Source organism: Bradyrhizobium algeriense (genome assembly GCF_003062295.1).
Classification (GTDB): Bacteria; Pseudomonadota; Alphaproteobacteria; order Rhizobiales; family Xanthobacteraceae; genus Bradyrhizobium; species Bradyrhizobium algeriense.
Map to the genome: position 1 here is coordinate 130,491 of NZ_PYCN01000008.1, position 21,303 is coordinate 151,793.

20 protein-coding genes are annotated in these 21,303 nt (G+C 62.4%); 12 read left to right on the forward strand and 8 right to left on the reverse strand.

Translation table 11 applies throughout. From position 1 onward, the window contains the following. Positions 1–101 precede the first annotated feature (101 nt). Together C7G61_RS17915 and C7G61_RS17920 are read left to right on the forward strand one after the other, a co-directional pair. Entirely contained in the window at positions 102–1,412 is a 1,311-nt protein-coding gene (locus C7G61_RS17915; protein WP_108516594.1) for an adenylate/guanylate cyclase domain-containing protein, read from the forward strand. Positions 1,413–1,424: 12 nt separating this feature from the next. Continuing rightward, the gene (locus C7G61_RS17920; RefSeq protein WP_108516597.1) at positions 1,425–2,339 is read left to right on the forward strand and encodes a PhzF family phenazine biosynthesis protein; all 915 of its coding nucleotides are present in this window, start codon (positions 1,425–1,427) and stop codon (positions 2,337–2,339) included. Between the two features lie 130 nt (positions 2,340–2,469). On the opposite strand, the gene C7G61_RS17925 is transcribed toward C7G61_RS17920, so the two are convergent. Next, positions 2,470–2,937, reverse strand: coding sequence for a DUF488 domain-containing protein (locus C7G61_RS17925; protein ID WP_108516599.1), 468 nt, complete (start codon positions 2,935–2,937; stop codon positions 2,470–2,472). A gap of 141 nt (positions 2,938–3,078) precedes the next feature. Between C7G61_RS17925 and C7G61_RS17930 the strand changes: the two genes are divergently transcribed. Further along, complete coding sequence (locus tag C7G61_RS17930; RefSeq protein ID WP_190241863.1) at positions 3,079–4,047, forward strand: Bug family tripartite tricarboxylate transporter substrate binding protein; 969 nt, start codon at positions 3,079–3,081, stop codon at positions 4,045–4,047. Between the two features lie 8 nt (positions 4,048–4,055). Here the strand turns inward: C7G61_RS17930 and C7G61_RS17935 are convergent, their stop codons facing one another. Further along, positions 4,056–4,880 (reverse strand): DUF72 domain-containing protein, encoded by an 825-nt coding sequence (locus tag C7G61_RS17935; protein WP_108516604.1) that lies wholly within the window; start codon positions 4,878–4,880, stop codon positions 4,056–4,058. A gap of 175 nt (positions 4,881–5,055) precedes the next feature. After that, positions 5,056–5,709, reverse strand: a complete 654-nt coding sequence (locus C7G61_RS17940) for a phasin family protein (RefSeq protein ID WP_108516606.1) — start codon at positions 5,707–5,709, stop codon at positions 5,056–5,058. 216 nt (positions 5,710–5,925) lie between these two features. On the opposite strand from C7G61_RS17940, the gene C7G61_RS17945 reads away from it, so the two are divergent. The 3 genes from C7G61_RS17945 (at position 5,926) to C7G61_RS17955 (ending at position 9,181) form a co-directional block, all read left to right on the forward strand. Further along, positions 5,926–6,123, forward strand: coding sequence for a hypothetical protein (locus tag C7G61_RS17945; RefSeq protein ID WP_108516608.1), 198 nt, complete (start codon positions 5,926–5,928; stop codon positions 6,121–6,123). Positions 6,124–6,441: 318 nt separating this feature from the next. After that, on the forward strand, positions 6,442–7,572 hold the full coding sequence (locus C7G61_RS17950; RefSeq protein ID WP_108516610.1) for a glycosyltransferase: 1,131 nt from the start codon (positions 6,442–6,444) through the stop codon (positions 7,570–7,572). A 109-nt stretch (positions 7,573–7,681) separates the two neighbouring features. Beyond that, positions 7,682–9,181 (forward strand): glycosyltransferase family 39 protein, encoded by a 1,500-nt coding sequence (locus C7G61_RS17955; protein ID WP_108516612.1) that lies wholly within the window; start codon positions 7,682–7,684, stop codon positions 9,179–9,181. A 13-nt stretch (positions 9,182–9,194) separates the two neighbouring features. Here C7G61_RS17955 and C7G61_RS17960 read toward each other — a convergent pair whose 3' ends face one another. Then, positions 9,195–11,090 (reverse strand): CHASE2 domain-containing protein, encoded by a 1,896-nt coding sequence (locus C7G61_RS17960; RefSeq protein WP_108516614.1) that lies wholly within the window; start codon positions 11,088–11,090, stop codon positions 9,195–9,197. Positions 11,091–11,101: 11 nt separating this feature from the next. Continuing rightward, positions 11,102–11,623 carry a FecR domain-containing protein gene (locus C7G61_RS17965; protein WP_108516616.1) on the reverse strand — a complete coding sequence of 174 codons (522 nt, stop codon included), beginning with the start codon at positions 11,621–11,623 and terminating at the stop codon, positions 11,102–11,104. A gap of 350 nt (positions 11,624–11,973) precedes the next feature. Here C7G61_RS17965 and C7G61_RS17970 point away from each other — a divergent pair, with 350 nt between their 5' ends. From C7G61_RS17970 to C7G61_RS17990, 5 genes are all read left to right on the forward strand, one after another. After that, on the forward strand, positions 11,974–12,669 hold the full coding sequence (locus C7G61_RS17970; protein WP_108516618.1) for a DUF899 family protein: 696 nt from the start codon (positions 11,974–11,976) through the stop codon (positions 12,667–12,669). Positions 12,670–13,082: 413 nt separating this feature from the next. Then, positions 13,083–14,423 (forward strand): RtcB family protein, encoded by a 1,341-nt coding sequence (locus tag C7G61_RS17975; protein WP_108516620.1) that lies wholly within the window; start codon positions 13,083–13,085, stop codon positions 14,421–14,423. Positions 14,424–14,693: 270 nt separating this feature from the next. After that, positions 14,694–15,887 carry a tlde1 domain-containing protein gene (locus C7G61_RS17980; protein ID WP_244608339.1) on the forward strand — a complete coding sequence of 398 codons (1,194 nt, stop codon included), beginning with the start codon at positions 14,694–14,696 and terminating at the stop codon, positions 15,885–15,887. Between the two features lie 321 nt (positions 15,888–16,208). Further along, a complete protein-coding gene (gene lepB, locus C7G61_RS17985; RefSeq protein ID WP_108516925.1) occupies positions 16,209–16,970 on the forward strand; it encodes a signal peptidase I in 762 nt (253 codons plus the stop codon). Continuing rightward, positions 16,967–17,812 carry a hypothetical protein gene (locus C7G61_RS17990; RefSeq protein ID WP_108516625.1) on the forward strand — a complete coding sequence of 282 codons (846 nt, stop codon included), beginning with the start codon at positions 16,967–16,969 and terminating at the stop codon, positions 17,810–17,812. Before lepB ends, C7G61_RS17990 begins: the two co-directional genes overlap by 4 nt. On the opposite strand, the gene C7G61_RS17995 is transcribed toward C7G61_RS17990, so the two are convergent. The 3 genes from C7G61_RS17995 to C7G61_RS18010 all read right to left on the reverse strand — a co-directional run bounded on the left by C7G61_RS17995 (position 17,813) and on the right by C7G61_RS18010 (position 19,771). Continuing rightward, entirely contained in the window at positions 17,813–18,700 is an 888-nt protein-coding gene (locus C7G61_RS17995; protein ID WP_108516627.1) for an ATP-grasp fold amidoligase family protein, read from the reverse strand. A 392-nt stretch (positions 18,701–19,092) separates the two neighbouring features. Continuing rightward, on the reverse strand, positions 19,093–19,542 hold the full coding sequence (locus C7G61_RS18005; protein WP_108516633.1) for a hypothetical protein: 450 nt from the start codon (positions 19,540–19,542) through the stop codon (positions 19,093–19,095). Between the two features lie 37 nt (positions 19,543–19,579). Then, a complete protein-coding gene (locus tag C7G61_RS18010; protein ID WP_108516635.1) occupies positions 19,580–19,771 on the reverse strand; it encodes a hypothetical protein in 192 nt (63 codons plus the stop codon). A gap of 666 nt (positions 19,772–20,437) precedes the next feature. Here C7G61_RS18010 and C7G61_RS18015 point away from each other — a divergent pair. Continuing rightward, positions 20,438–21,217 (forward strand): Crp/Fnr family transcriptional regulator, encoded by a 780-nt coding sequence (locus tag C7G61_RS18015; RefSeq protein WP_108516637.1) that lies wholly within the window; start codon positions 20,438–20,440, stop codon positions 21,215–21,217. Positions 21,218–21,303: the final 86 nt, after the last annotated feature.

Here is a 21,303-nt window from a genome sequence, read left to right on the forward strand (position 1 = left end):
GGGGCGATGCGGAGCATCGAACCCGGAATCTCGAGATTCTCAGGTGCGCAATTGCGCGCCATAGTTCACGCTGCGCGTGCTCCGGAATGACAGGTGAGGGGATGGCAGGGTTCTGGGGCAAAGCGAAGAACGATAAAGACACAGGCGTGTCGGCCGACTTCCAGCGCGCGCTGATGCAGGAAGTGATGACGACCGAGCTGTTGCGCATCAAGGCCCTGATCGCAACCACCGCGCTGCTCGCCATCATCCTGTGCACCGTCTACTTCTTCGCAGCCGAGGCGGTGAGCCGCGTCTGGCACGGCAATCTCAAGCCGGAATATCTCTATTCGATCATCGTCCCGTTCATCCTGTTCGAGCTGTGGGTGCATAGCCAGATCACCCGCCATATGCGGCAGGGCCGCGACCTCCCGGTGATCCGGCGCTATCTCGGCGCGCTGATCGAGACCTCGATGCCGACGGTCGCGCTGGCGCTGCACATCAACAGCATGGGATCGGTGGCCGCACTCGGTTTCGTGACGCCGATGATCTATTTCATCTTCATCATCCTCTCCACGCTGCGGCTGGATTTCTGGCTCTCCACCTTCACCGGCGCCGTCGCCGCCGTTCAATTGTTTTGCATGGCGATGTTCTATCATCCGGCGGTCGGCGACCAGGCCGAACCCCTCTATTATCACGCCGCGCGCAGCCTGATTATTCTGATCTGCGGCGTGCTCGCCGGCGCGGTCGGACATCAATTGCGGCGGCAGTTCGAGGCCAGCATCAAGGCGGCGACCGCGCGCGACCGCATCACCAATTTGTTCGGCCAGCACGTCTCGCCGCAGGTGGTCGAACGCCTTATGGCCGAGGGCACCACAGCCGACAGCGACATCCGCCGCGTCGCCGTCATGTTCGTCGATTTCCGCAGCTTCACCGCCGGCGCGCGCACGCGCACGCCGCAGGAAGTGGTCGACCGGCTCGATGGTGCCTTCGCCGTGCTGGTCGAAATTCTCGACCGCCACGGCGGCATCGTGAACAAATTCCTGGGCGACGGATTCCTGGCGTTGTTCGGCGCACCCCTCCATGCGCCGGACCCCGCGCACAGAGCCGTTGCCGCGGCGCGCGAGATGCTGGAAGCCAATTCAAGGATCAATGAGGAGACGAGCTGGCCGCTGCGCATCGGCATTGGCATCCACATCGGCGAAGTGGTCGCCGGCAATATCGGCTCGCCGCGGCGCAAGGAATACACCGTGATCGGCGACACCGTGAATTTTGCCTCACGGCTCGAAGCGCTCAACAAGGACTTCAATTCGCAGTTCCTGATTTCGGAAGCGGTTCGCGACGCGCTCGGCGAAGCCTGCGACGACGCCGTCTCGCTCGGCGAGGTCGAGGTCAGAGGCTATGAGCAGCCGATGGCCGTGTGGCGGTTGGGATAAGGGAGTATCGAAATGCAGCGTCGCTACATTACTGTGGACGTTTTCACCGACCGCGCCTTCGGTGGCAATCCGCTTGCCGTCGTGCTCGACGCCGGCGGGATGTCGACTGAACAGATGCAGGCAATCGCCACCGAGTTCAACTATTCGGAGACGACCTTCGTGCTGCCGCCGCGCGATAGCGCCAACGACGCGCAGGTGCGCATCTTCACGGTGAACCGGGAGCTGCCGTTTGCAGGTCACCCGAATGTCGGCACCGGCTTCGTGCTGGCGACGCTGGCGGAAAAGCCGCCGGCGCGGCTGTTGTTCGAGGAGGGAGCGGGACTCGTGCCGGTTGAGATCGTGACCGAGCGGGGCAAGGTCGTCAGCACCGAATTCACCGCGCCGCAGCCGCTGAAGCGGATGTCGCATCTCAGCGCCGAGCAGGCCGCAGCTCTGCTTTCACTGTCGGCGAGCGATGTGAGGGCCGACCGGCATCCGCCGCAGGTCATCTCGGTGGGACTATCATTCGTCGCGGTTGAACTTGCCTCGCGCGAGGCGCTGCGACGGGCGAGACCTGACGCGACGGCGTTCGCAAAAACCTTCCCGTGCGACGGCAGCGACGCCGTCTATTTCTACACGCGCGATGTGCCGGCCGACGAAAAGCCGTGCGATCTGCAGGCGCGAATGGTTCACCCCGGTGCCAGCGGGCTCTCCGAAGACCCGGCCACCGGCAGCGCGACGGCGGCCTGTGCGGCGCTGCTTTCCGATCTCGATGACATCAAGGACGGGGAATTGCGATTGAAGATCGGGCAGGGCGTCGACATGGGCCGGCCCAGCCTGCTGCTGACGCGCGTCCGCAAGAAAGATGGCGCGGTTGCTTCCATTCACGTCGGCGGCGGCTGCGTGAAGATCATGGAGGGAACGTTCCGGCTTGAGGGTATCTTGTAGCCCGGATGGAGCCAACGGGTCGCGCGAATGCGCGCCCGATGACAGGCTCCGCGTAATCCGGGGCAGGTCGATCCGCCTGCTGCACCGTTCCCGGATTGCGCTGCGCTCCATCCGGGCTACCGGCCACGTTTTACACCCGCGGCGCGACCAGATTCTCCACCTTCACGCCGTCGCGCTCCTCGATGATCTCCGCGATCCATTGCCGGTGACAATGGGTGTGGTCGCGCTCATAACAGAGAATGCACACCGGACCCGATTGCTTCACCAGCGCCGACAACTCGTCGAGTTGCTCCCGGGCCTGGGCCGTCTTCAGATGCGCCGAATAGATCTTGTGCAACAGGCCGAATTTCCCGCTGCGCGCGGCCTCGCGGCCGCTCTTCGGCGTCCCGAGGCCCTTGAGGTGCAGATAGGAAATGCCGCGCTCGTCGAGACCTGCGGCGAGTTGATTCTTGGAAAAGCCCGGCCGCCGCGAGGACGCGACCGCACGCACGTCAACCAAAAGCTTCACGCCGGCGCCCTCCAATTCGTCGAGCACCGCCTTCGAAGGCGTCTGCTCGTAACCGATCGTGAAGAGGAGGCGTTTGATCTTGCGGGCCATGTCGATCCAGACATTATGTCGCTGGCGCAAGGCTACGGTAATGGTCGATCGATTGCTACATCCGCGTTGTGGCCGGAGGTGGCGTGTCGCATAGTCCTGCGAAAGAGCCGGTCGATGGCCATTCTCGCTGGGGGAAACAAGATGAACCGAATTAGCCGCTCATTGTGGACACTCGCGCTTCTCGTTTGCGGCGTTGCCGCAGCGCACGCCCAGACCGGCTATCCCGATCGTCCGGTGAAAATCATCGTCCCGATCGGTCCCGGCGGCAGTTACGATCTGGTCGGGCGGCAGCTTGCGGATGCGCTGTCGAAGCGGATGGGGCAGGCCTTCGTCGTCGAGAACAAGCCGGGCGCCGGAACCGTCGTCGGCACGCAGGCAGCAAGCCAGAGCGAGCCGGATGGCTACACGCTGGTGGTCGGCGGGCTTTCCAACATGGCGTTCAATTCGGCGCTGTATTCGAAGCTCGCTTACGATCCGCGCAAGGATTTCGTACCGGTCGCGCTGATCTACAAGTTCGGTTACGTGATGGTCGGCCGCAAGGATTTGCCGCATGGCAAGCTGGCGGACATCGTCGCCGCCGCAAAGGCCAACCCGGGCTCGATTTCGGTGGCGACCGCCGGCGTCGGCACCGGCCAGCATCTGGTGGCGGCCGCGTTCATGAAGGCGGCCGGCGTAAAATTTCAGGAGATACCCTACAAGGGTTCGCCGCCGGCCTTCACCGACCTGCTCGCCGGCCGTATCGACCTGTTCTTCGATTCGAACGCTGCTGGGCTGCCTTACGTGCAGTCAGGTCAGGCGAAGGGCATTGCGGTGCTGGCGTCGAAGCGCAGCCCGCTGGCGCCCGACGTGCCGACGATGTCGGAAGCCGGCGTGCCCGGCCTCGATGTCGATTCCTGGCTCGGGATATTCGCACCCGCAAAGACGCCGCCGGATGCGATCGCAAAACTGCGGAAGGAAATCCGCGCCTCGCTGCCCGAACTCAAGGAGCGTTTCGAGAAGAGCGGCGGAGAGGTGTGGGATCTGCCGGATGACAAGCTCGACGCCTTCGTCGCCTCCGAATACGACAACTGGACAAAACTGATCCGCGAGGCCGGTATCAAGCTCGATTGACCGCGAAATTATTTGACGCGTTCGATCAGCTCCATCGCGCCCGCCGGCGCGCGCACCTTGCCCTCGTGGATGACGTAAGCGAACACGTCGCGCGGCGTCTTGGCGGACTTGGCCTTGTCGACGCGCGGCAGATCGTCGGGCTCGCCGCCGCCGGCCCAGGCCTGAAAGCGCTTGGCCCAGGCGTCGAGCTGCTTCGGCGGATAGCAGGTCTTGAGCTCGTCATTGCCCTTCTGCAGCCGCGCATAGACGAAGTCGCTGACGACGTCGGCAATCGCCGGATATTTGCCGTGCTCGGCGAATACGACGGGCGTCTCGAACTTGCGCAGCAACGCGATGAAGTCGGGCACGCAGAAACTGTCATGCCGCACCTCGACGACGTGGCGTAGCGCGCGCCCTTCGAGTTTGCGCGGCAGCAGTTCGAGGAACTTGCCGAAATCGGCTTCGTCGAATTTTTTGGTCGGTGCGAACTGCCACAGCACGGGACCGAGCCGGTCGCCGAGTTCCAGCACGCCGGAATCATAGAAGCGTTTTACGGAATCGCCGGCCTCCGCCAGCACACGGCGATTGGTTGCGAAGCGCGGCCCCTTCAACGAAAACACGAATCCGTCCGGCACCTCGCGCGCCCATTTGCGAAAACTCTCCGGCTTCTGCGAGCCGTAATACGTACCGTTGATTTCGATCGAGGTCAGCTTCGAGGCGGCGTAGGACAGCTCCTTCGCCTGCGTCAGCTTCTCGGGATAAAACACCCCGCGCCACGGTTCGAAGGTCCAGCCGCCGATGCCGATATAGATGTTGCCGCTGTTTTTCGCGGTCGATTTCGAAGGCTTGCTCACGGGAGGGCTCGTCGGAAAATGGGGGAGGGAGCTAGTGCATGTTACCCAAGTCGGCACTGATTGGCCAGTTTTGCCAGGCGCCGGGTCAAAGGCATGATCCCTCAACAAAAAAGGCTCCGGAAAACCGGAGCCTCTTGCTTCCATCAATTTGCGTCGAGCCGGTCCCGAATGAACCTCAGGGCTTGCCGTGCGATGCCGGCGACTTGCTCGTCAACCCTTTGAACGGGTCGAGGGTTTGCTTGGCAAGGCGGTTGTGGAGTTCGCAGATCTTCTGGGATTCGGCGACCGAAGTTTCATAAGCCCGCTTCACGAATTCGCTCTGAACCGTCATTGCCTTGTCGAGCGAGCGAACGCCGCTGAGCTGTTCGACAAACGATCCGAACTCCTCGATCGATTTCCTGGTGTAGTCCCGATACGCATTTGCGATGGTCTGCAGGCTCACCGGCGCAGGCTCCGCCGCGGACTCGACTGGTGCGGGCTGGATCGACGCGGCCTCGGCGGGCGCAGCCTCGACTGGTGCGGGCTCGATCGACGCGGCCTCGGCGAGCGCGGCCTCGACTGGTGCGGGCTCGGCCGGCGAGGGCGTCGCGGCCGGCTGCGGCCCGGCAACGGCCTCGACTGGTTCGTCGACGGCCGGCTGATCCACCTTCGGGCTCTCCGCGTGAACCGGTTCCGGTCGCGGTGGCTGATCCTGATCCGGGCTTTGCAATTCAACCGGCGCCGGGCTCACGGCCGGGCTTTCCTGGGGAGCGGCTTTTTTGCCCCGCTCGCCCTTCCGGTTGCGCCGTCCGGATTTCCCGGCCGGTTTGCCCTGATCTGTATTCGACATCTTCTTCCCCTAATCCCTGTCAACCCAAAGGTCTAGACTCTGCCTTGTTTGCGATGGAATCGCGGTTCTTGCTTGTCCGTTACGCGGCGCTCGCGTGGTGAGATTTTGGAGGGCGGCGCAGGCCGCCCGATTTGTCGATGGCTGAGGCCGGGACTATTCCTCCACAAGCTTTTTCCGTGATATCAGTTCCCGGTCAGGCGTAGGAGATCGTTGAGCATGAATTCGCAGTCATTCGCCGGTCTTTTGGGAGCCATCGTCGCATCGATCGTGATGGTGGTTGCAATCGCCTACGGGCCGATCGGCCAGTTCGGAAAGCCCCCCAAGCCGGCGAGCCTCCAGCAGCCCGCGCCGGCTCAGTCGGTTCCTGCGGCGCCAGCCCCGCGCGGGCCGGTGATTCGGGAAGTGCCGAATTAGGGAAGGAGTCGCACCTAGCGGAATGCCCTGGGCATTCCTATCTAGCCTTTAACGGCGACGTTGACGCTTCAAAGCTCCGGCGCTGGAACGACCATGAATAGTTTGGCTGCGCCGGATGTACGCGCGCCCTCTGTTCGTGGTCGTTGGCATTTTCAGAGCATTTTCAAGCGAAGCTGGCCCCCGATCCGGTGGCGGCTGTCGATTTGCCCACGCCGGACAGACGCCAGGTCGATTTCAACCCCGTCTTCACCGTCCAGTCACCTCGTTCCCCAAGCTCGCCTTGGCATGTCGGGCGGTGGCGGATATACGCTGGCGATCATGAATGACGCCATCAAACCGGGCCCCGAAACCCCGTCGCAGGCCGGTTTGCCTGAGCTTTCGGTCGTCGTGCCGACCTTCAACGAGCGCGACAACGTCACCGTGCTGTACCGGCGGCTGGAGGCCACGCTATCAGGCATTTCCTGGGAAGTGATCTTTGTCGATGACAATTCCCCTGACGGGACCTGGGAAGTGGTGCGGGGGCTGGCGCGGAAGGACTCCCGCGTCCGCTGTGTCCGCCGGATCGGGCGCCGCGGACTGTCGGGTGCATGCATCGAGGGCATTTTGGCCTCGAGCGGCCCCTATGCGGCTGTCATCGACGCCGATCTGCAGCATGACGAAACGCAACTGCCGAAGATGGTCGCGCTGCTGCGGAGCGGCGAGGCGGAACTCGTGGTCGGCAGCCGCTATATCGAGGGCGGTAGCGCCGACAGTTTCAACCAGCAGCGGGCAGGGGCCAGCCAGCTTGCAACCGAGGTCGCCAGGCGCGTGCTGAAGGTCGAGGTCGCCGATCCCATGAGCGGCTTCTTCATGATCCGCCGCGACTGCTTCGAGCAACTGGCGCCGCAGCTCTCCATCCAGGGCTTCAAGATACTGCTCGATGTCATCGCCACCGCGCAGGGCAAGCTGCGCGCCATCGAAATTCCCTACACTTTCGGTTCGCGCCAGCACGGCGAGAGCAAGCTCGATTCCATGGTGGCGCTGGACTTCCTCGGCCTGGTGCTGGCCAAGCTGACCAACGACGTGGTCTCGCTGCGCTTCCTGCTGTTCGCAATGGTCGGGGGCACTGGCCTTGTCGTGCACCTCACGGCGCTGTTCATCGCGCACGAAATCTTCCAGATGCCGTTTGCGGAGGCGCAGGCCACCGGCGCGCTGATTGCGATGACCAGCAACTTCATCCTCAACAATTTTCTCACCTATCGCGACCAGCGGCTGAAGGGATTTGCGATCCTGCGCGGCCTGCTGCTGTTCTATCTCGTCTGCGGCGTCGGGCTGCTCGCCAATGTCGGCGTCGCGTTCGCGGTCTTCGACCAGGAACCGATCTGGTGGCTGGCAGGCGCCGCCGGCGCGCTGATGGGCGTGGTCTGGAACTACGCGATGTCGGGACTGTTCGTCTGGCGCAAGCGGTGACGCGACAGCGTTTTCGAGCGAAGTGGATGCCGGCTCGCGTGATGAAAACGTATCAAAACGATAAAGTGGAGCCTGGTTCTGATTTGATCAGAACCAAAAGGGCACCAAAATGAATCCGAACGAGGCGCGGGTTGCCCTCAATACGGGTCTGGCGATCCTGGGGCTGGTGGCGCTACGCCTGATTGCCGCGGCGGTCACGCCGATCACCTTCGACGAAGCCTATTACTGGATGTGGTCGAAGCATCTCGCCGGCGGCTATTACGATCATCCGCCGATGGTCGCGGTGGTGATCCGGCTCGGCACGATGATCGCAGGCGATACCGAGTTCGGCGTGCGGCTGGTCTCGATTCTGCTGGCGCTGCCGATGAGCTGGGTGATCTATCAGGCCGCGGCCATGCTGTTCGGCAGCCGGCGCGTAGCCGCCTCATCGGCGATCCTTCTGAACATCACGCTGATGGCCGCGGTCGGCACCATGATCGTCACGCCGGACGCGCCGCTCCTGGTGGCTTCCAGTCTTCTGGTATTTGCGCTCGCCAAGGTGCTGCATACCGGCCGCGGCGTGTGGTGGCTGGCGGTCGGCGCCGCCGCCGGTTGCGCGTTGCTGTCGAAATACACCGCGCTGTTCTTCGGGCCGGCGATCCTGATCTGGCTGGTTGCCGTTCCCAAACTGCGGCACTGGCTGATCTCGCCCTGGCTTTATCTCGGCGGGCTCGTGGCGCTAGTTCTGTTTGCGCCGGTCATTCTCTGGAACGCCGGGCACCACTGGGTCTCCTTCATCAAGCAGATGGGGCGGGCGAGGATCGAGGATTTCCGCCCGGTCTTCATCGCCGAACTGATCCCGACGCAGATCGCATTCGCGACGCCGCTGGTGTGGATGCTCGGCGCGATGGGGCTGTACGCGATCTACCGGCGCCGCGCTGGAACGTTGCCGGCGCGTGCGCTCGTCAATTCGATGTTCTGGGTCATCGTCGCCTATTTCGTCTGGCATTCGCTGCATGCCCGCGTCGAGGCCAACTGGTTTGCGCCGGTCTACCCGGCATTCGTAATCGCCGCCGCCGTCGCCGCGCATCTGGTCGATTGGGAGCCGCGCCGGCAACGGCTGGTCGATTTCTGCCGGCGCTGGGCAGCGCCGGGCGGTGTCCTGATGTTCGTGCTATTGGTCGTGCAGGCCGACACCGGCGTGCTGTCGGGCTATCGCCGCGATGCCACTGTGCGCAGCGTCGGTATCGGCTGGCGTGAAACGGCCGGCGCGATCGAAGCGGCGAGGGCGCGAACGGGAGCCACATGCGTACTGGCCTCGGACTACGGCACCACCGGCTGGCTTGCCTTCCATCTGCCGAAGGGGACCTGCGTTGCGCAGCAGAACCAGCGTATCCGCTGGGTCAACATGCCCGAGCCCGATGCGGCGCAGCTAGCCGGGCCGTTGCTCTACGTCCGCGAGGTCTGGCCCGGCGAAGCTCCCTTGAAGGACATGTTCGCCCGCGTCGAGAAGGTCGGCGAGGTCGAGCGCAGGCGCCGCCCGCTCGTGATCGAGACCTATGCGCTGCATCTGCTGGAAGGGCCGAAGGGCGAGGTATTCGACCGCACGCCGCCGCCGGAACTGCAGTAGGGCGCGCGGCCGGTCACTCCGCGGCGTCGGGGTGCGTGCGTTGATCCACCGTGGGTTGTTCGCTCCGCCACAGCCAGACCGTGAGCGAGCCTGATCGGCCGCGAATCTGCGTCTCGACGGGGCCGGCAAGGCTGCCGGTCTTCAGCTGTGCACCGGTGCGCTCCGCTGCGATGCGCAACGTATCGCTCAGCGCCAATCGGACATCGTGGCGGGCTGCCACTTCCATCAGGCGGCTCGCCACGTTCACGGTGTCGCCGGTTGCCGTGATGTGCTGATGGTTGCGGCCGCCGAGCCGGGAGGCGACGATCGGTCCGAAATGCGCGCCGATCTTGAAGCCTATGCGCAATCCGATCGGCGGCGGCAAGGCCTCGATCCAGCGTTCGGTCTTGACGCAGAGCGCGATCGAACATTGCGCCGCGCGCGCCGCGTCATCCAGAGCCGCCTCCGGCAGGCCGAACAGGATCATGGCGCCATCGCCGAGGAAGCTCGTGATCATGCCGCCGCACCGCGTCACTTCCTTGTCGACCAGGGCGTGAAACTCCTTCAATAGCCCCCGCGTGGCATCCGGATCGAGGGTTTCGCTGAGCGAGGTAAATCCGGACAGATCGACGAACACGACGGCGGCATTCTGTCTGACCGGCGCCAGCAGGAAATCCGGATCGCGCGTCAGCCATTGCTGCAGGCCCGGCGTCTGGAATTGTTCGAGCAGCTTGTTTTGGACGGCGAGATGCTCTGCGCTGCGCCGGTCCGACCATAGTTGTAACGTACCGAACAGGACCACCGGCGGCACTGCCGCGGCCATTGTCGTCGCGGCGTCGAGCCATATGCCGTGCGCGAAAGCAACCGAATTGGCAGTCGCCCATGCCAGCATCACCGCGCTGACCGTGAGGAGACCGACTGCGTTTCGCCGCCACGCCAGCAAACCGACCAGCAGTACCGGGAGCAGGATCGTCGTGACGGCCTCGACGATACGAACCGGCCGGTCGCGCACGACGCCGTCTCCTGCGACCAGGTGCGTGATCGCGGTGGAAATGATTTCCACCCCCGGCATCAGTGAATCGAACGGCGTCGGAAAGAAGTCGCCGGCGCCGGTTGCCGTCGCGCCGAGGACGACAATCCGGCCCTGAATGGCTTCCTTGTCGATCTGGCCGTCGAACAGATTTGCGGCGCTGACGGTGCGAATGGTGCGGCGCGGGCCGTAATAGGCAATCGGCAGCGCATAATCGGAAGCGGTCGCGATCGGCCGGTCGCCGAACAGCAGGCGGTCGGGCTCGATCGTCAGCTTCTGGCCGATCGCGATCGACGCGACGCGAAGCGGAAACGACAATTCGATTCTGTCGCGCGTCCGGAACAGCATTGGGACCGAGAGCGGCGTGCCGGTCTGGCGCGTCGTGACATTGGCGATGCCGACTTCCGCGTGGTCGGCCAATGCCGGGAGCGGCAGCAGGAAGCGGTCGGCCTTCGGCAGGCGGGCCAGCGGCCCGTCGTCCTCCGCGGAAGGTTGAAGGATGTTCGAAAATACCGCCGCCGCCGCCAGCACGGTCGGACTCGCCGCGAGCGATTTTGCGAGCGCCGCATCGCCATCGGCGGGGCCCTTGTCGACCAGGAGAAGATCGATCGCGATGACCTTCGGCTCCAGCCGCGCGATCGCCTCGACGATCCTGGCTATCTCTGCGCGCGGCAGCGGATAGGTGCCGCCGAGTTTGACGATGGTGTCGTCGATCGCGACGATCGTGACGAGGTCCGGCGGCGCCTTTACGCCGCGCGCAAGCGTTCGCACATCGGTCAATGCCGACTCGAGCCGGTCGAGAAACCGCAGATGGCCGCTGCTATGGCCGAGCCATATCGCGCCTGCCCACAATCCCGTGCAGAGCAGCGCAACCAGAATATGAGGACGTCGACGGCTCATTTGCGTGTCTTCTATTGTCCCAATCTTGCCATCAGGGCCGTAACGCGCGCAGGCGGCCAGCGCTTGACGATCAGGTCGCCCGACGGCTCGACATCGACGCCGTCACCGGCGCCGAGTACGACGCTGCCGCGGCCGGCGGGGCGCGCCACGCTGACGCGGCCGTCGACGACGAAGACCGATGTCTTTGCACCTTCGGCGTCCACGGCCCATTTGGTGCCGCGCACCGCCGCAATCGCCTGCGGCGTCACCACGTCGAACCTGGCGCGGCCCGGCTTCTTCGGCACTTCGAGCAGCAGGGCCTTGTTGCTGAGTTCGACGGAATCGACATGGCCGTCGCGATTGCGATCCCTGAGCTCGAACTTCGCGCCGCTTTCGGCCACGATCGTGATCGCCGTCGGGCACTGGAGCGTCTGCGTCGCTTGCGCCGTCTGTTGGGCATTGCAACCGAATTTCGCCGGCTGGGCTGCCGCGTCACCGGCGAGCAGCAGCAGGCTTGAAAAAGCGATCCATCCGGCGCGTGCCAGCATTGTCATGGCAGCTTCCCCTTCGGGCACGGGAGAAAATTGGATGATACGGTACCGTATCATGATGGCGCCCCCGCGTGCAAAGCAAAAGAGGTGCGCAGATAATGTGTCTGCCGGCGAGCCATAAGGTTCGGCAAAAACTCCGATCGTGCAACGCGACCGAAAAGGCGTCGTAAATGGCGGTGTACAGCGCTGAAATGGCAGAAATTAGAAGACGTTGAATGGACCCGTTCCGGTTGCGGCCACCCCACGGCCCCGCGCCAAAAGGGAGATTTCGAGGGTGCACCTTTCCGCTGACGTGTCGGACCGGAGGGGCCCGAAACGTCTTGTAACAGGTCAACCAAACGGAGGTCATTGCCATGTCCGGTTCCGCCCTGAAACCCGCAACAGAACTCGCACGCGGCAACGGCGTGCACTTTCCCAACGAGAGCGTCGAGTATCGCCGCGCCCGCGCGCAATTGCTGGCGGAGGAGATCGAGCTGCGCCGTCACATCGAGCGCGTCGCCGAATTGCGCCGCGCTCTGCCGCCGGGCGGCGCAGTGACGAAGAACTATGAATTCGAAGGCGAGGGCGGCAAGGCAACCTTGGCGGATCTGTTCGGCAACAAGCAGACGCTCGTGATCTACAGCTACATGTTCGGACCGCAGCGCGAGCTGCCGTGTCCGATGTGCACGTCCTTCATGAGCACCTGGGAAGCGAAGCTGCCCGATGTCGAACAGCGCATCGCGTTCGTGTTCGTGGCGCGCTCGCCGATCGCGCGGCTGATCGAGGCCAAGAAGGCGCGCGGCTGGACGCGGCACCGGATCTACTCGGATGCATCGGGCGACTACACCCGCGACTACGTCAGCGCCGCGGATGCGGATGCGCCCGGCTACAACGTATTCACCCGCCGCGACGGCAACATTCGTCATTTCTGGTCCGGCGAAATGGGACCATCGACCGCCGATCCCGGACAGGACCCGCGCGGCGCGCCCGACATCGATCCGCTGTGGACGATCCTCGACACCACGCCCGAAGGGCGCGGCAAGGATTGGTATCCTCGCCTGAGTTACTAGCGCCGGCACAAGTGGACGTTGCCGGCCCTATTTACAAATCCTGGAATTGCTGTATCTGATCGCGCGCTTCTCGCCGATCTCTTGGAAAGACGATGCTTCGTATAGACGCCAATGCTTCACGTTATGCAGGCCAGCCGGTCGTCCGGCGTGGTCGCGCTTTGGCGTGTGCGGTTGGTGTGTATCCAGCGAATGCACCGATTTCGCAAAGCGAACCAGCAGCGTAAGACGGCGGCGGGTCATCCCTCTGCCGTCCAGGCAGAGAGAAATGATCCGCACGATGCCCCTCGCGGCTAAATGCACCCCCTGACTCCCTGCCTGCAAACCGAACCGGCCCGTGTCGCGACTGACATGGGATTCTACCGGAGTCCCGAAGGGCCTTCGGAACGAGGTATATTGCAGTGAAGGAGGATCAAATGCGATCCGATCCCTACCAGGAGCGGGCCAGGGCCTTGGCCGTTGAGGCCGGGCTCGACCCCGATGCGAAGATCGACCGGCCCGGCCAGCGGCCGATGCCGACGTGGTGCCTGTTTCGCGACGCTGCGCGCAAGGAGAAGCTTGCGCGCGACGCCGAGGTCGTTGCGGCCGATATCGCGCTCAAGCCGCAGGCGGCGCAATACCAGAACAGCCCGCTCAAGGTTTTCGGCAAGCATGACGAGGCGACCATCGCGCAGATGCGCAATTGCATGTCGGTCGGAAACGCCGTAGCCGGTGTGATCTGCGCTGACGGCCATCTCGGCTATGCGCAGCCGGTCGGCGGTGTGATCGCCTATGAGAAGCAAATCAGCATCTCCGGTGTCGGCTTCGACATCGGCTGCGGCAACATGGCCGTGCGCCTCGACACGCCGTTCAGCCAGATCGAAGGCAACGTCGGCACAATCATCAAGGACGTGCACAACGTGATTTCGTTCGGCGTCGGACGCACCAACGACGAGCGTGTCGAACATGAACTGTTCGACGACGCCGATGCGTGGCGCGAGTCCGACATGGGCGCCTACCGGCAGAAGGCGGTCACCCAACTCGGCACCGTCGGATCGGGCAACCACTATGTCGACCTGTTGCGCGACGAAGCGGGCTTTGTCTGGATCGGCGTGCACTTCGGCAGCCGCGGCCTCGGTCACACCAGCGCGACCCGCTACCTCAAGGCCGCGGGCGGCAAGGACGGCATGAACGTGCCGCCGGCTGTGATCGACGAGGACAGCGAGATCGGGCGGCGCTACATCGCGGCGATGCAACTCGCCGGGCGCTACTCCTATGCCGGCCGCGAATGGGTGATCGAGCGCGTGCGCAGGATCATCGGCGGCGAGGTCACCGACATGGTTCACAACCACCACAATTACGCGTGGCGGGAGAGCCATGGCGGCAAGGATTTGTGGGTGGTTCGCAAGGGCGCAACTCCGGCATTTCCCGGCCAGCGTGGCTTCATCGGCGGATCGATGGGTGACGATGCTGTCATCGTCGAGGGCGTCGACAGCGAGGAGGCGAAGGCTTCGCTCTACTCGACGGTGCACGGCGCAGGCCGACTGTTTGGCCGCAAGGAGGCCAAGCGGCGGTTCACGCGGGCCGAGATGGACGCCTGGCTGCAATCGCGTGGCGTGACGCTGGTAGGCGCCGACCTCGATGAAAGCCCGATGGCCTATCGCCGGCTGCCGGAGGTGCTGGCCGAGCACGCTCGCTCGATCAAGGTGCAGCACACGCTGCGCCCGTTCGCGGTCGCCATGGCCGGCGAGAACGAGTTCGACCCGTTCAAGGATTAATGCCTTAACTTGGCCCGATATGGGACATCCGGTGGGCAGAAACGCCGGATGTCCCTGATTGTGGCGGAATCCCTGCATCACTACCGGGATAATTTCTCCAATAGTTCCATGTAGTTGAGCCACGCCTTAGATCCGCCCGGGTTTAATCCGGATTTAACTAAAAGTCGCCTTAATGACGCTCTGTGCCTCTGCGAGATGCTGACGGGGACCTATCCGGACGCGGCATCAAACGGGGGACTTGGTGGAATTGTTGTTCTGGGCGTTGTGTGAATGAGTAAGCGTATGCGTGCGTTCGGCCCTGCGGTGCACAACCGCAGGAAACCTTCCCGTAAGGGCGTTCCCCAATATTTCCTCGGCAGTGTCGCGGTCGCGGGCCTGGTGCTGGGCTGCGCCTGGACCGTTTACACCAACGTGTTCGGCGCCAGCGTCTATCCATCCGTGAACAGCGCCGCCTTCGAGGCGCCCGCCGTCAAGAACCCGACCGTGGTCGCTGCCCCTCCGGTGCGACCGGCTTTCAACGAAATATTCGCGTCGCTGCCGCAACAGTCCCTGGTGATCCCCGCGCCGGAGAACGTCGCGAGTTCGCTGATGTTCACCGAACGGTTCGCCGCAGCGGCTGCGCAAGGCCAGCCATCCAGAGCTGTCGATTCCCAACCCGTCGAAACGACCAGGCTGGCGGAAGCTTCGCCGCCGGCCGAAGCGCCGAAGGCCGTTCAGGCGTCGAAGCCCGCGGAGACGCCGAAGCCGAAAGTTTCCACGCCGGCTACCAAGCTCGCCTTGAACGTTCCGGCCACGGCGCCGAAGGAGACCGAAGCCAAGACTTCGGAAGCGAAGACTTCGGAAGCCAAGGCTGCGGAGGCGAAGGCATCCGGCTCCACCGTTCGCGACATGGCGCAGCGCGCCAAGGCGGCCGTGATGTCGATTGCTTCCAACGACAAACAGACCATGGTCGAAAAGCTGTGGGGCAAGCAGCCGGCAGCTGGAGGGTTCCTGGCCTATGCATCTGCCGACGCCAGCGTCACCGGCAGTATCATCGATACGCGAAGCCAAAATCCGATGATGGGCGGCGCGCCGCCCTATGACCGCCAGACCGCGGTCTACGATATCGCCGCCAAGACGGTGTATCTGCCCGACGGCACCAGGCTTGAAGCGCATTCGGGGCTCGGCTCCAAGATGGATGACGTGCGCTATTCGCATGTGCGTATGCAGGGCGTGACGCCGCCGCACATTTACGAACTGAAGCCGCGCGAGGCGCTGTTTCACGGCGTGCCGGCGCTGCGGCTGACGCCGATCGGCGGCGAGGAAAAAATCCACGGCCGCGACGGGCTGCTCGCGCACACCTACATGCTCGGGCCGAGCGGCCAGTCCAACGGCTGCGTCTCGTTCAAGGACTACTACGCGTTCCTCGACGCCTACAAGAACAAGGGCATCCGCCGCCTCGCGGTGCTGGCGAAGATCCAGTAGGCGGGTCTAAGCCGTCTCAATTCAGATTCGAATTTCAAACAGCCCACCGAGGTCGTCGCTCGGCTCGCAATCAGATTGGATGAACTCGTCATACCCGCGAAGGCGGGTATCCAGTACGCTGCGGCTTCTCGATTCAATCATTGGCGTCTCTGGAATGCTGGATCGTCCGCCCCAGTGCGCAATTGCGCACAAGGCGGACGATGACGACTGTGGCCGCCATTGCGAGGCCGTTTCGACGACGGCGGGCCTGGAAACAATTTATGGTTGCACTTGACGTCATCTCGGCTATTTTTGGTCGCGAGCGATCAGGGCTGGGCAAATATGACATTGGTTCGGGACACAGGCCGATCCCCACTGCGATGGGGCAAGATCGCTCTTATTGTCGTAGCCGTTATTTTGGCGATCCCGCTATTCTCGCCGATCGTCCTCCGCGCGTTCCTGTTCCATCCGTTCTATATTCCGGCTGGCTCGATGATGCCGACGTTGCTGGTAGGCGATAGTTTGTTCGTCTCGAAATATGCCTACGGCTACAGCCGCTATTCCCTGCCGTTTTCACCGCGTCTGTTTCCGGGACGCATATTCGGCTCGGTGCCGGAGCGCGGCGACGTCGTTGTGTTTCGGATTCCAAAAGACGACTCGGTCGATTACATCAAGCGCGTCGTGGGATTGCCCGGCGACACTATTCAAATGCGGCAAGGGCTGCTCTTCATCAACGGCGTACCAGTCGTGCGGCAGAGGCTGTCCGATATCGCCGTTGACGAGCCGTGCGGGATAGGTGATGGCAATCGAACCAAGCGCTGGCGCGAAACGCTGATGAACGGCGTGAGCTATGAGACGCTCGATTGCGTCGACAACGGCTTCTACGACAATACGAAGGTTTACCAGGTCCCGGATGGCCACATCTTCGTGCTGGGCGATAACCGCGACAATTCCACCGACAGCCGCGTGCTTTCGGCGGTCGGCTATATACCGCTGGAAAATATCGTCGGCCGCGCAGGTCTCATCTATTTTTCACGGGCGCCCCGTGCCGGCGGAGCCCCTTCGATCGTGCGGACCGAACGCATAGGCATGCTTGTGCATTGATCGCGATCTTCGCGGTCTATGATCAAATCATAACGCTTTGGACTGGCGCGGATACCGCTGGTGCCATTGCGCTAATCGACGCCGTTATTCGCGGCGACGCCGGGACACGAGGACAGACTATCACCTGGGACGCCGGGAATTCACGTTGGCAGACGCCGCTCGCGCATAATCTAACGGCCGGAAATGTCATCAGGATCACCGTTTCGGGCGGCGATGCTTGCGGCAATATCAGCCTTCTGAACATCTACCGCGTGGCCTCAGTGCCAACCAGCAATACCATGACGATCAACAAGGTTGACAAGGGGGCGCAGTCGTCTGCCGTATCGTGTGGGGTTGCGGCCACCGGCACGATGAGCATGTTCGCGCTGGGTGATGCTCAAGGCGGCGCGATCAATTCGCCCTACACCATTTTCGGGCAACTCAGCACAACCACCACGAAATGGAACGACGTTGCGGCGAACGGCTTTAGCCCGGCACCTGCAACCGGAACGCTCGTGTCGCGGCAGTATGAAGGGGCATTGGAGCCGACTACCCCAAGCAGCGCCCAATGCACAGCTATCGGGCTTAGTGCAGGCGAATGCACCACGATCAACACGGCCTTCGATGCGTGGAAGGCCAGCGCCCTCGCTCGGGCAACGTATAAATACTACTACGAATCCTATGTCGGGACTGCCCCCGGCGTGTTGAGCACAGGAGCGGTGCTGAACAATTTCGGCCCATCGCAACTGGTTCTACAAAATGGTGGCGTTTACGGGCTGAACGGGAATAACAGTTACGTGGCCCCCGCGCCTCGCCCTTACTATTACGGCTTCTGTGATTTCAGCACGGGCACAACGTGCTGATTAACTGCTCAATGTTTCTTTAATTCGCTTAAAAAGAAGCTGGCTGAAGGATGGGTCCGAAAATGGCTCCAACCCAGCGCCTGGCGTGAATGTAAATTCGCTGAAGAACACTATGCCATTCTTCTCGTACAGATCGACCCGAACGAAATCGAATGGAGCCGAAAGTTCTGCAGCGATATGGCATAGGTGTTCGATGTTGTCCGGCAGTGCAAAGGTCACGGGTCGCTCAAATTCGCCAAGTCGGATGGGCAGTGCCTGGTAAGATGGCAAATCGAGCAGGACTCTTTTGTGATTAATGTGACGGTCGCAATCGACCTGAAGCAGCAACGGCTGCCCACGCGCACAAAAGAACTTGTAGTCACGAACGTTTCCAAGGCTCTCCTCAATAAGGACCTTGCTGGTCAAGGGATAATATTGGGTCTCTCGAAAGCTAAAAAAATGGTTGTATCGGGTGTATTGAAACAGGGAGAGCAGTTCGGGCTCGTCAAACGATTCCAGGAAGAAGATGTTGCCCGTTCCATGCGTGGGCTTGGCTACCAGCGTCCGTCCGATGTAGGGTGCGAGTTTTGATCTCAGATAATCGATTGAGATGCCGCGTGGCGTCTGGATGACCTCACTCGTTTCTGGCGTGCGGACTTGGGGGCAAATCGCCCGTGCTGTTTCTTTGGCCGTTTCTTTATCCACAGCACGCAAATGGATGGGCCGCCATGACTCGTTGCGGGTCATCCTGTCAACAATGAAGTCGTGATAGTTTGCTGACGGATCGCAAATGTGGCGCTGCGATCTTCCGAACTGGCGCCTAAAATGTCGGGAGACCAGAAGTGAGTTCAGCAAAAATCGATTTGGCGTAATTCTGCTGACGTAGTGCTCCATTCTGGTCGCTTTCATATCCAACTCAGATTGGACGCTGCAAATAAACTACTTCTGCATAGAGGCCACGTCGCGCGCCTCTATTGAGGATAACTCTCTGGCAGTGCATGCCCGAAACTCGGTTAAGCCTTCTCGCTCCCGTCGCATGACATACAGCGTGAACAGTCCGATCAGATTCCTGATCTTCCTGCGTTCAAAGAACCAAGGAATGTAGGGCTCCCATCCTGCACCATCGTCAATAGCTGGCGTAATGGCGTTTCGCCCAATCATTCCGTGCATGGCAATATCTCCAAAAGCGCCACGCTACCCCACGTTGCCCCCGCCTGCAAGCTGCCTCAGGGCCACCGAGGTAGTGCGGCGGTGGCGCGGCTATTGAGTAAGTTTGCTACCCCGCTGCTTGGCCAAGATCGTCAGGCCGGCTCGGTCTCATGAAGCGATTTCAGGAACTCCTCGGCCTCGGCTTCCGATTCTTTGATCTCATACTCGTAGCCGCCGAACTCGCCGTGGCCGTCGTCGATAGCAAAGCGCACCGCGTACCGCGTCGGGCCTCGGTAAACTTGCACAACAGGGGTGATGTCGTCGCCTTGGGTGATGTCTTCCAAGTCATCGCTGATTCTGTCCGGGCTCGGCATCTCGCGCTCGTCGGCCCATCCAAACTCCTCCAAGGAGCCGCCGGCCGGTACATGGGTCTCCGAAAGCACAAGTTGGATGCCAAGCTTTGACAGCGCTGCCGCACGCTGCAGAAGGGGCTCGCGGATAAAATCCTGCAAAAGTTGCCATTGCGTCAGAGACCATTTGCTCGGGTCGCAGCGGTCATGGTGGATGGTGAGGGTTGTCGTCTCGCCTTTGTCCTTCGTCATTGCAAATCTCCAAGGGTTGAATGATGTTCGCTTAAGATCAGGCTGCCAATTTCAGATACGGCATTAGGTCTATGATCTCGCCGCCACCACCTGGATCGGTCGGTCGCCAGCCCTCGACTAACAGGGCCATGCAAGCCAGGGATTTCACCGCATGGTGATCTCCATCGATCGCGAGCCGTTCAAGGTCTTTAACGTGAGCCACGAAAGCGGCTTCTGTTTCGGCGTCCATTTTGCATCCTCCGTGCCTGTTTAGCAGTGGTTGGTTAGGTGCGGCGGGTGACGGGCAGGGCCTCGACGCGCTGCTCACCAAGCTGGTCCGCTTCAAGCCCACGGAGAATGCGTGACAGGAAGGGTCGCCCACGGCCGGCCCTTCATTTTCATGCCCGCCGGTCGGCGGTAGGATACATTCCACTGGAGAATGTCGTCGGTCGCGTGGGCATGATTTTCTTTTCGCTCGATGCCGGCGGCAATGGCACGCCGCCTGCTATTCGTTACGAGCGGATCGAGACGGTAGTGCAATAGCGTGACACTAGTGGCTGTATTACCGCAACGCGCGACGCGGCTCTCGTCGTGGCTACGCCGCCATTGAGAAGCAAAGGCCGCAAACGCTTGTCGGCATGCCATGCGCCGGAATTGGAACCGCACGGTCCCGTAAGCTTACGGTGTTACCCATGCGTATTTTACGGTTGCGTCCAGAGGCTCATTTGCATCTAACTTCCCAAGATCGCGCGAGCAGTCCACCTCGCGTCCGAGCGTTTGGAGTTTGTCGTTAGAGTTGAGAGCTTGTTTGAGTGAGTGTGCGTAGAGAAAGTAGATTTAAATTGATGCTTAGATCACCGTTCCGGGACGCTCCACGTGGCGATGATCGCCGACGTCTCACCGCGGGTTCCCCGCAGTGACGCCTCCCGCGGGAATGAGTAATCGCCTTCTTGCAGCACTGCCGGCATCGGACCTTGACCTGCTGCGGCCCGAGCTTGAGATGATCGCGCTCGATCAGGACGCGGTCCTTTCGCGGGCGGGTGACGATATCGAGTACGTCTTCTTCCCTCATAGCGGAGCGATCTCACTGATGATCGACATGGCGGACGGACACACGGTCGCCACCGCCGTTATTGGGCGTGAGGGGGCAGTCGGCACGCTTTCGGTGCTTGGGCCGTCACCTTCGGCCAATACCGCGGTCGTTCGCGCGGCCGGCACGGCCGCCCGGATCCCTGCATCGCGATTTCACGCCGCCTTCGGCCGGAGTCCCGCGATCCGCCATGCGGTCCAGAATCACGTCAGGTCGATGCTGATGCAGTTCCAGCTCGGCTCGGCCTGCAATGCGTTGCACCCGGTCGAAGCCCGCATGGCTCGCTGGATGCTCCAGCTTCGCGACCGCGTTGACCATGACGTGCTCCCGCTCACCCAGCAGGCGCTATCGCAAATACTCGGTGTGCGACGCACGACGGTGACGCTCCTGATGCGTAATCTGCGTGCGCGCGGAGCGATCAGGTCCGATCGACGAGGTCTGATCGAGATCGACCGGGCGCGGCTCGCGGCGGCCGCGTGCGAATGCCATCGAGCCATGCGCCTCGAAGTTGAGGAGATTCTCTCAGCGAATTCGGACCAATCCCGCGCGAGAGGTCTGCTCGAAGCCGGGCGCATCCCCGAAATCAAATCGGGCGGTGTCAGGTAAGCGCGTTTCGCGCGACCGCTTGAACTTTCCACGTCGCGACGTGCTGCTGCGGCGTTCCGGGAAAAGCCCATCAACGAGCGGATCCT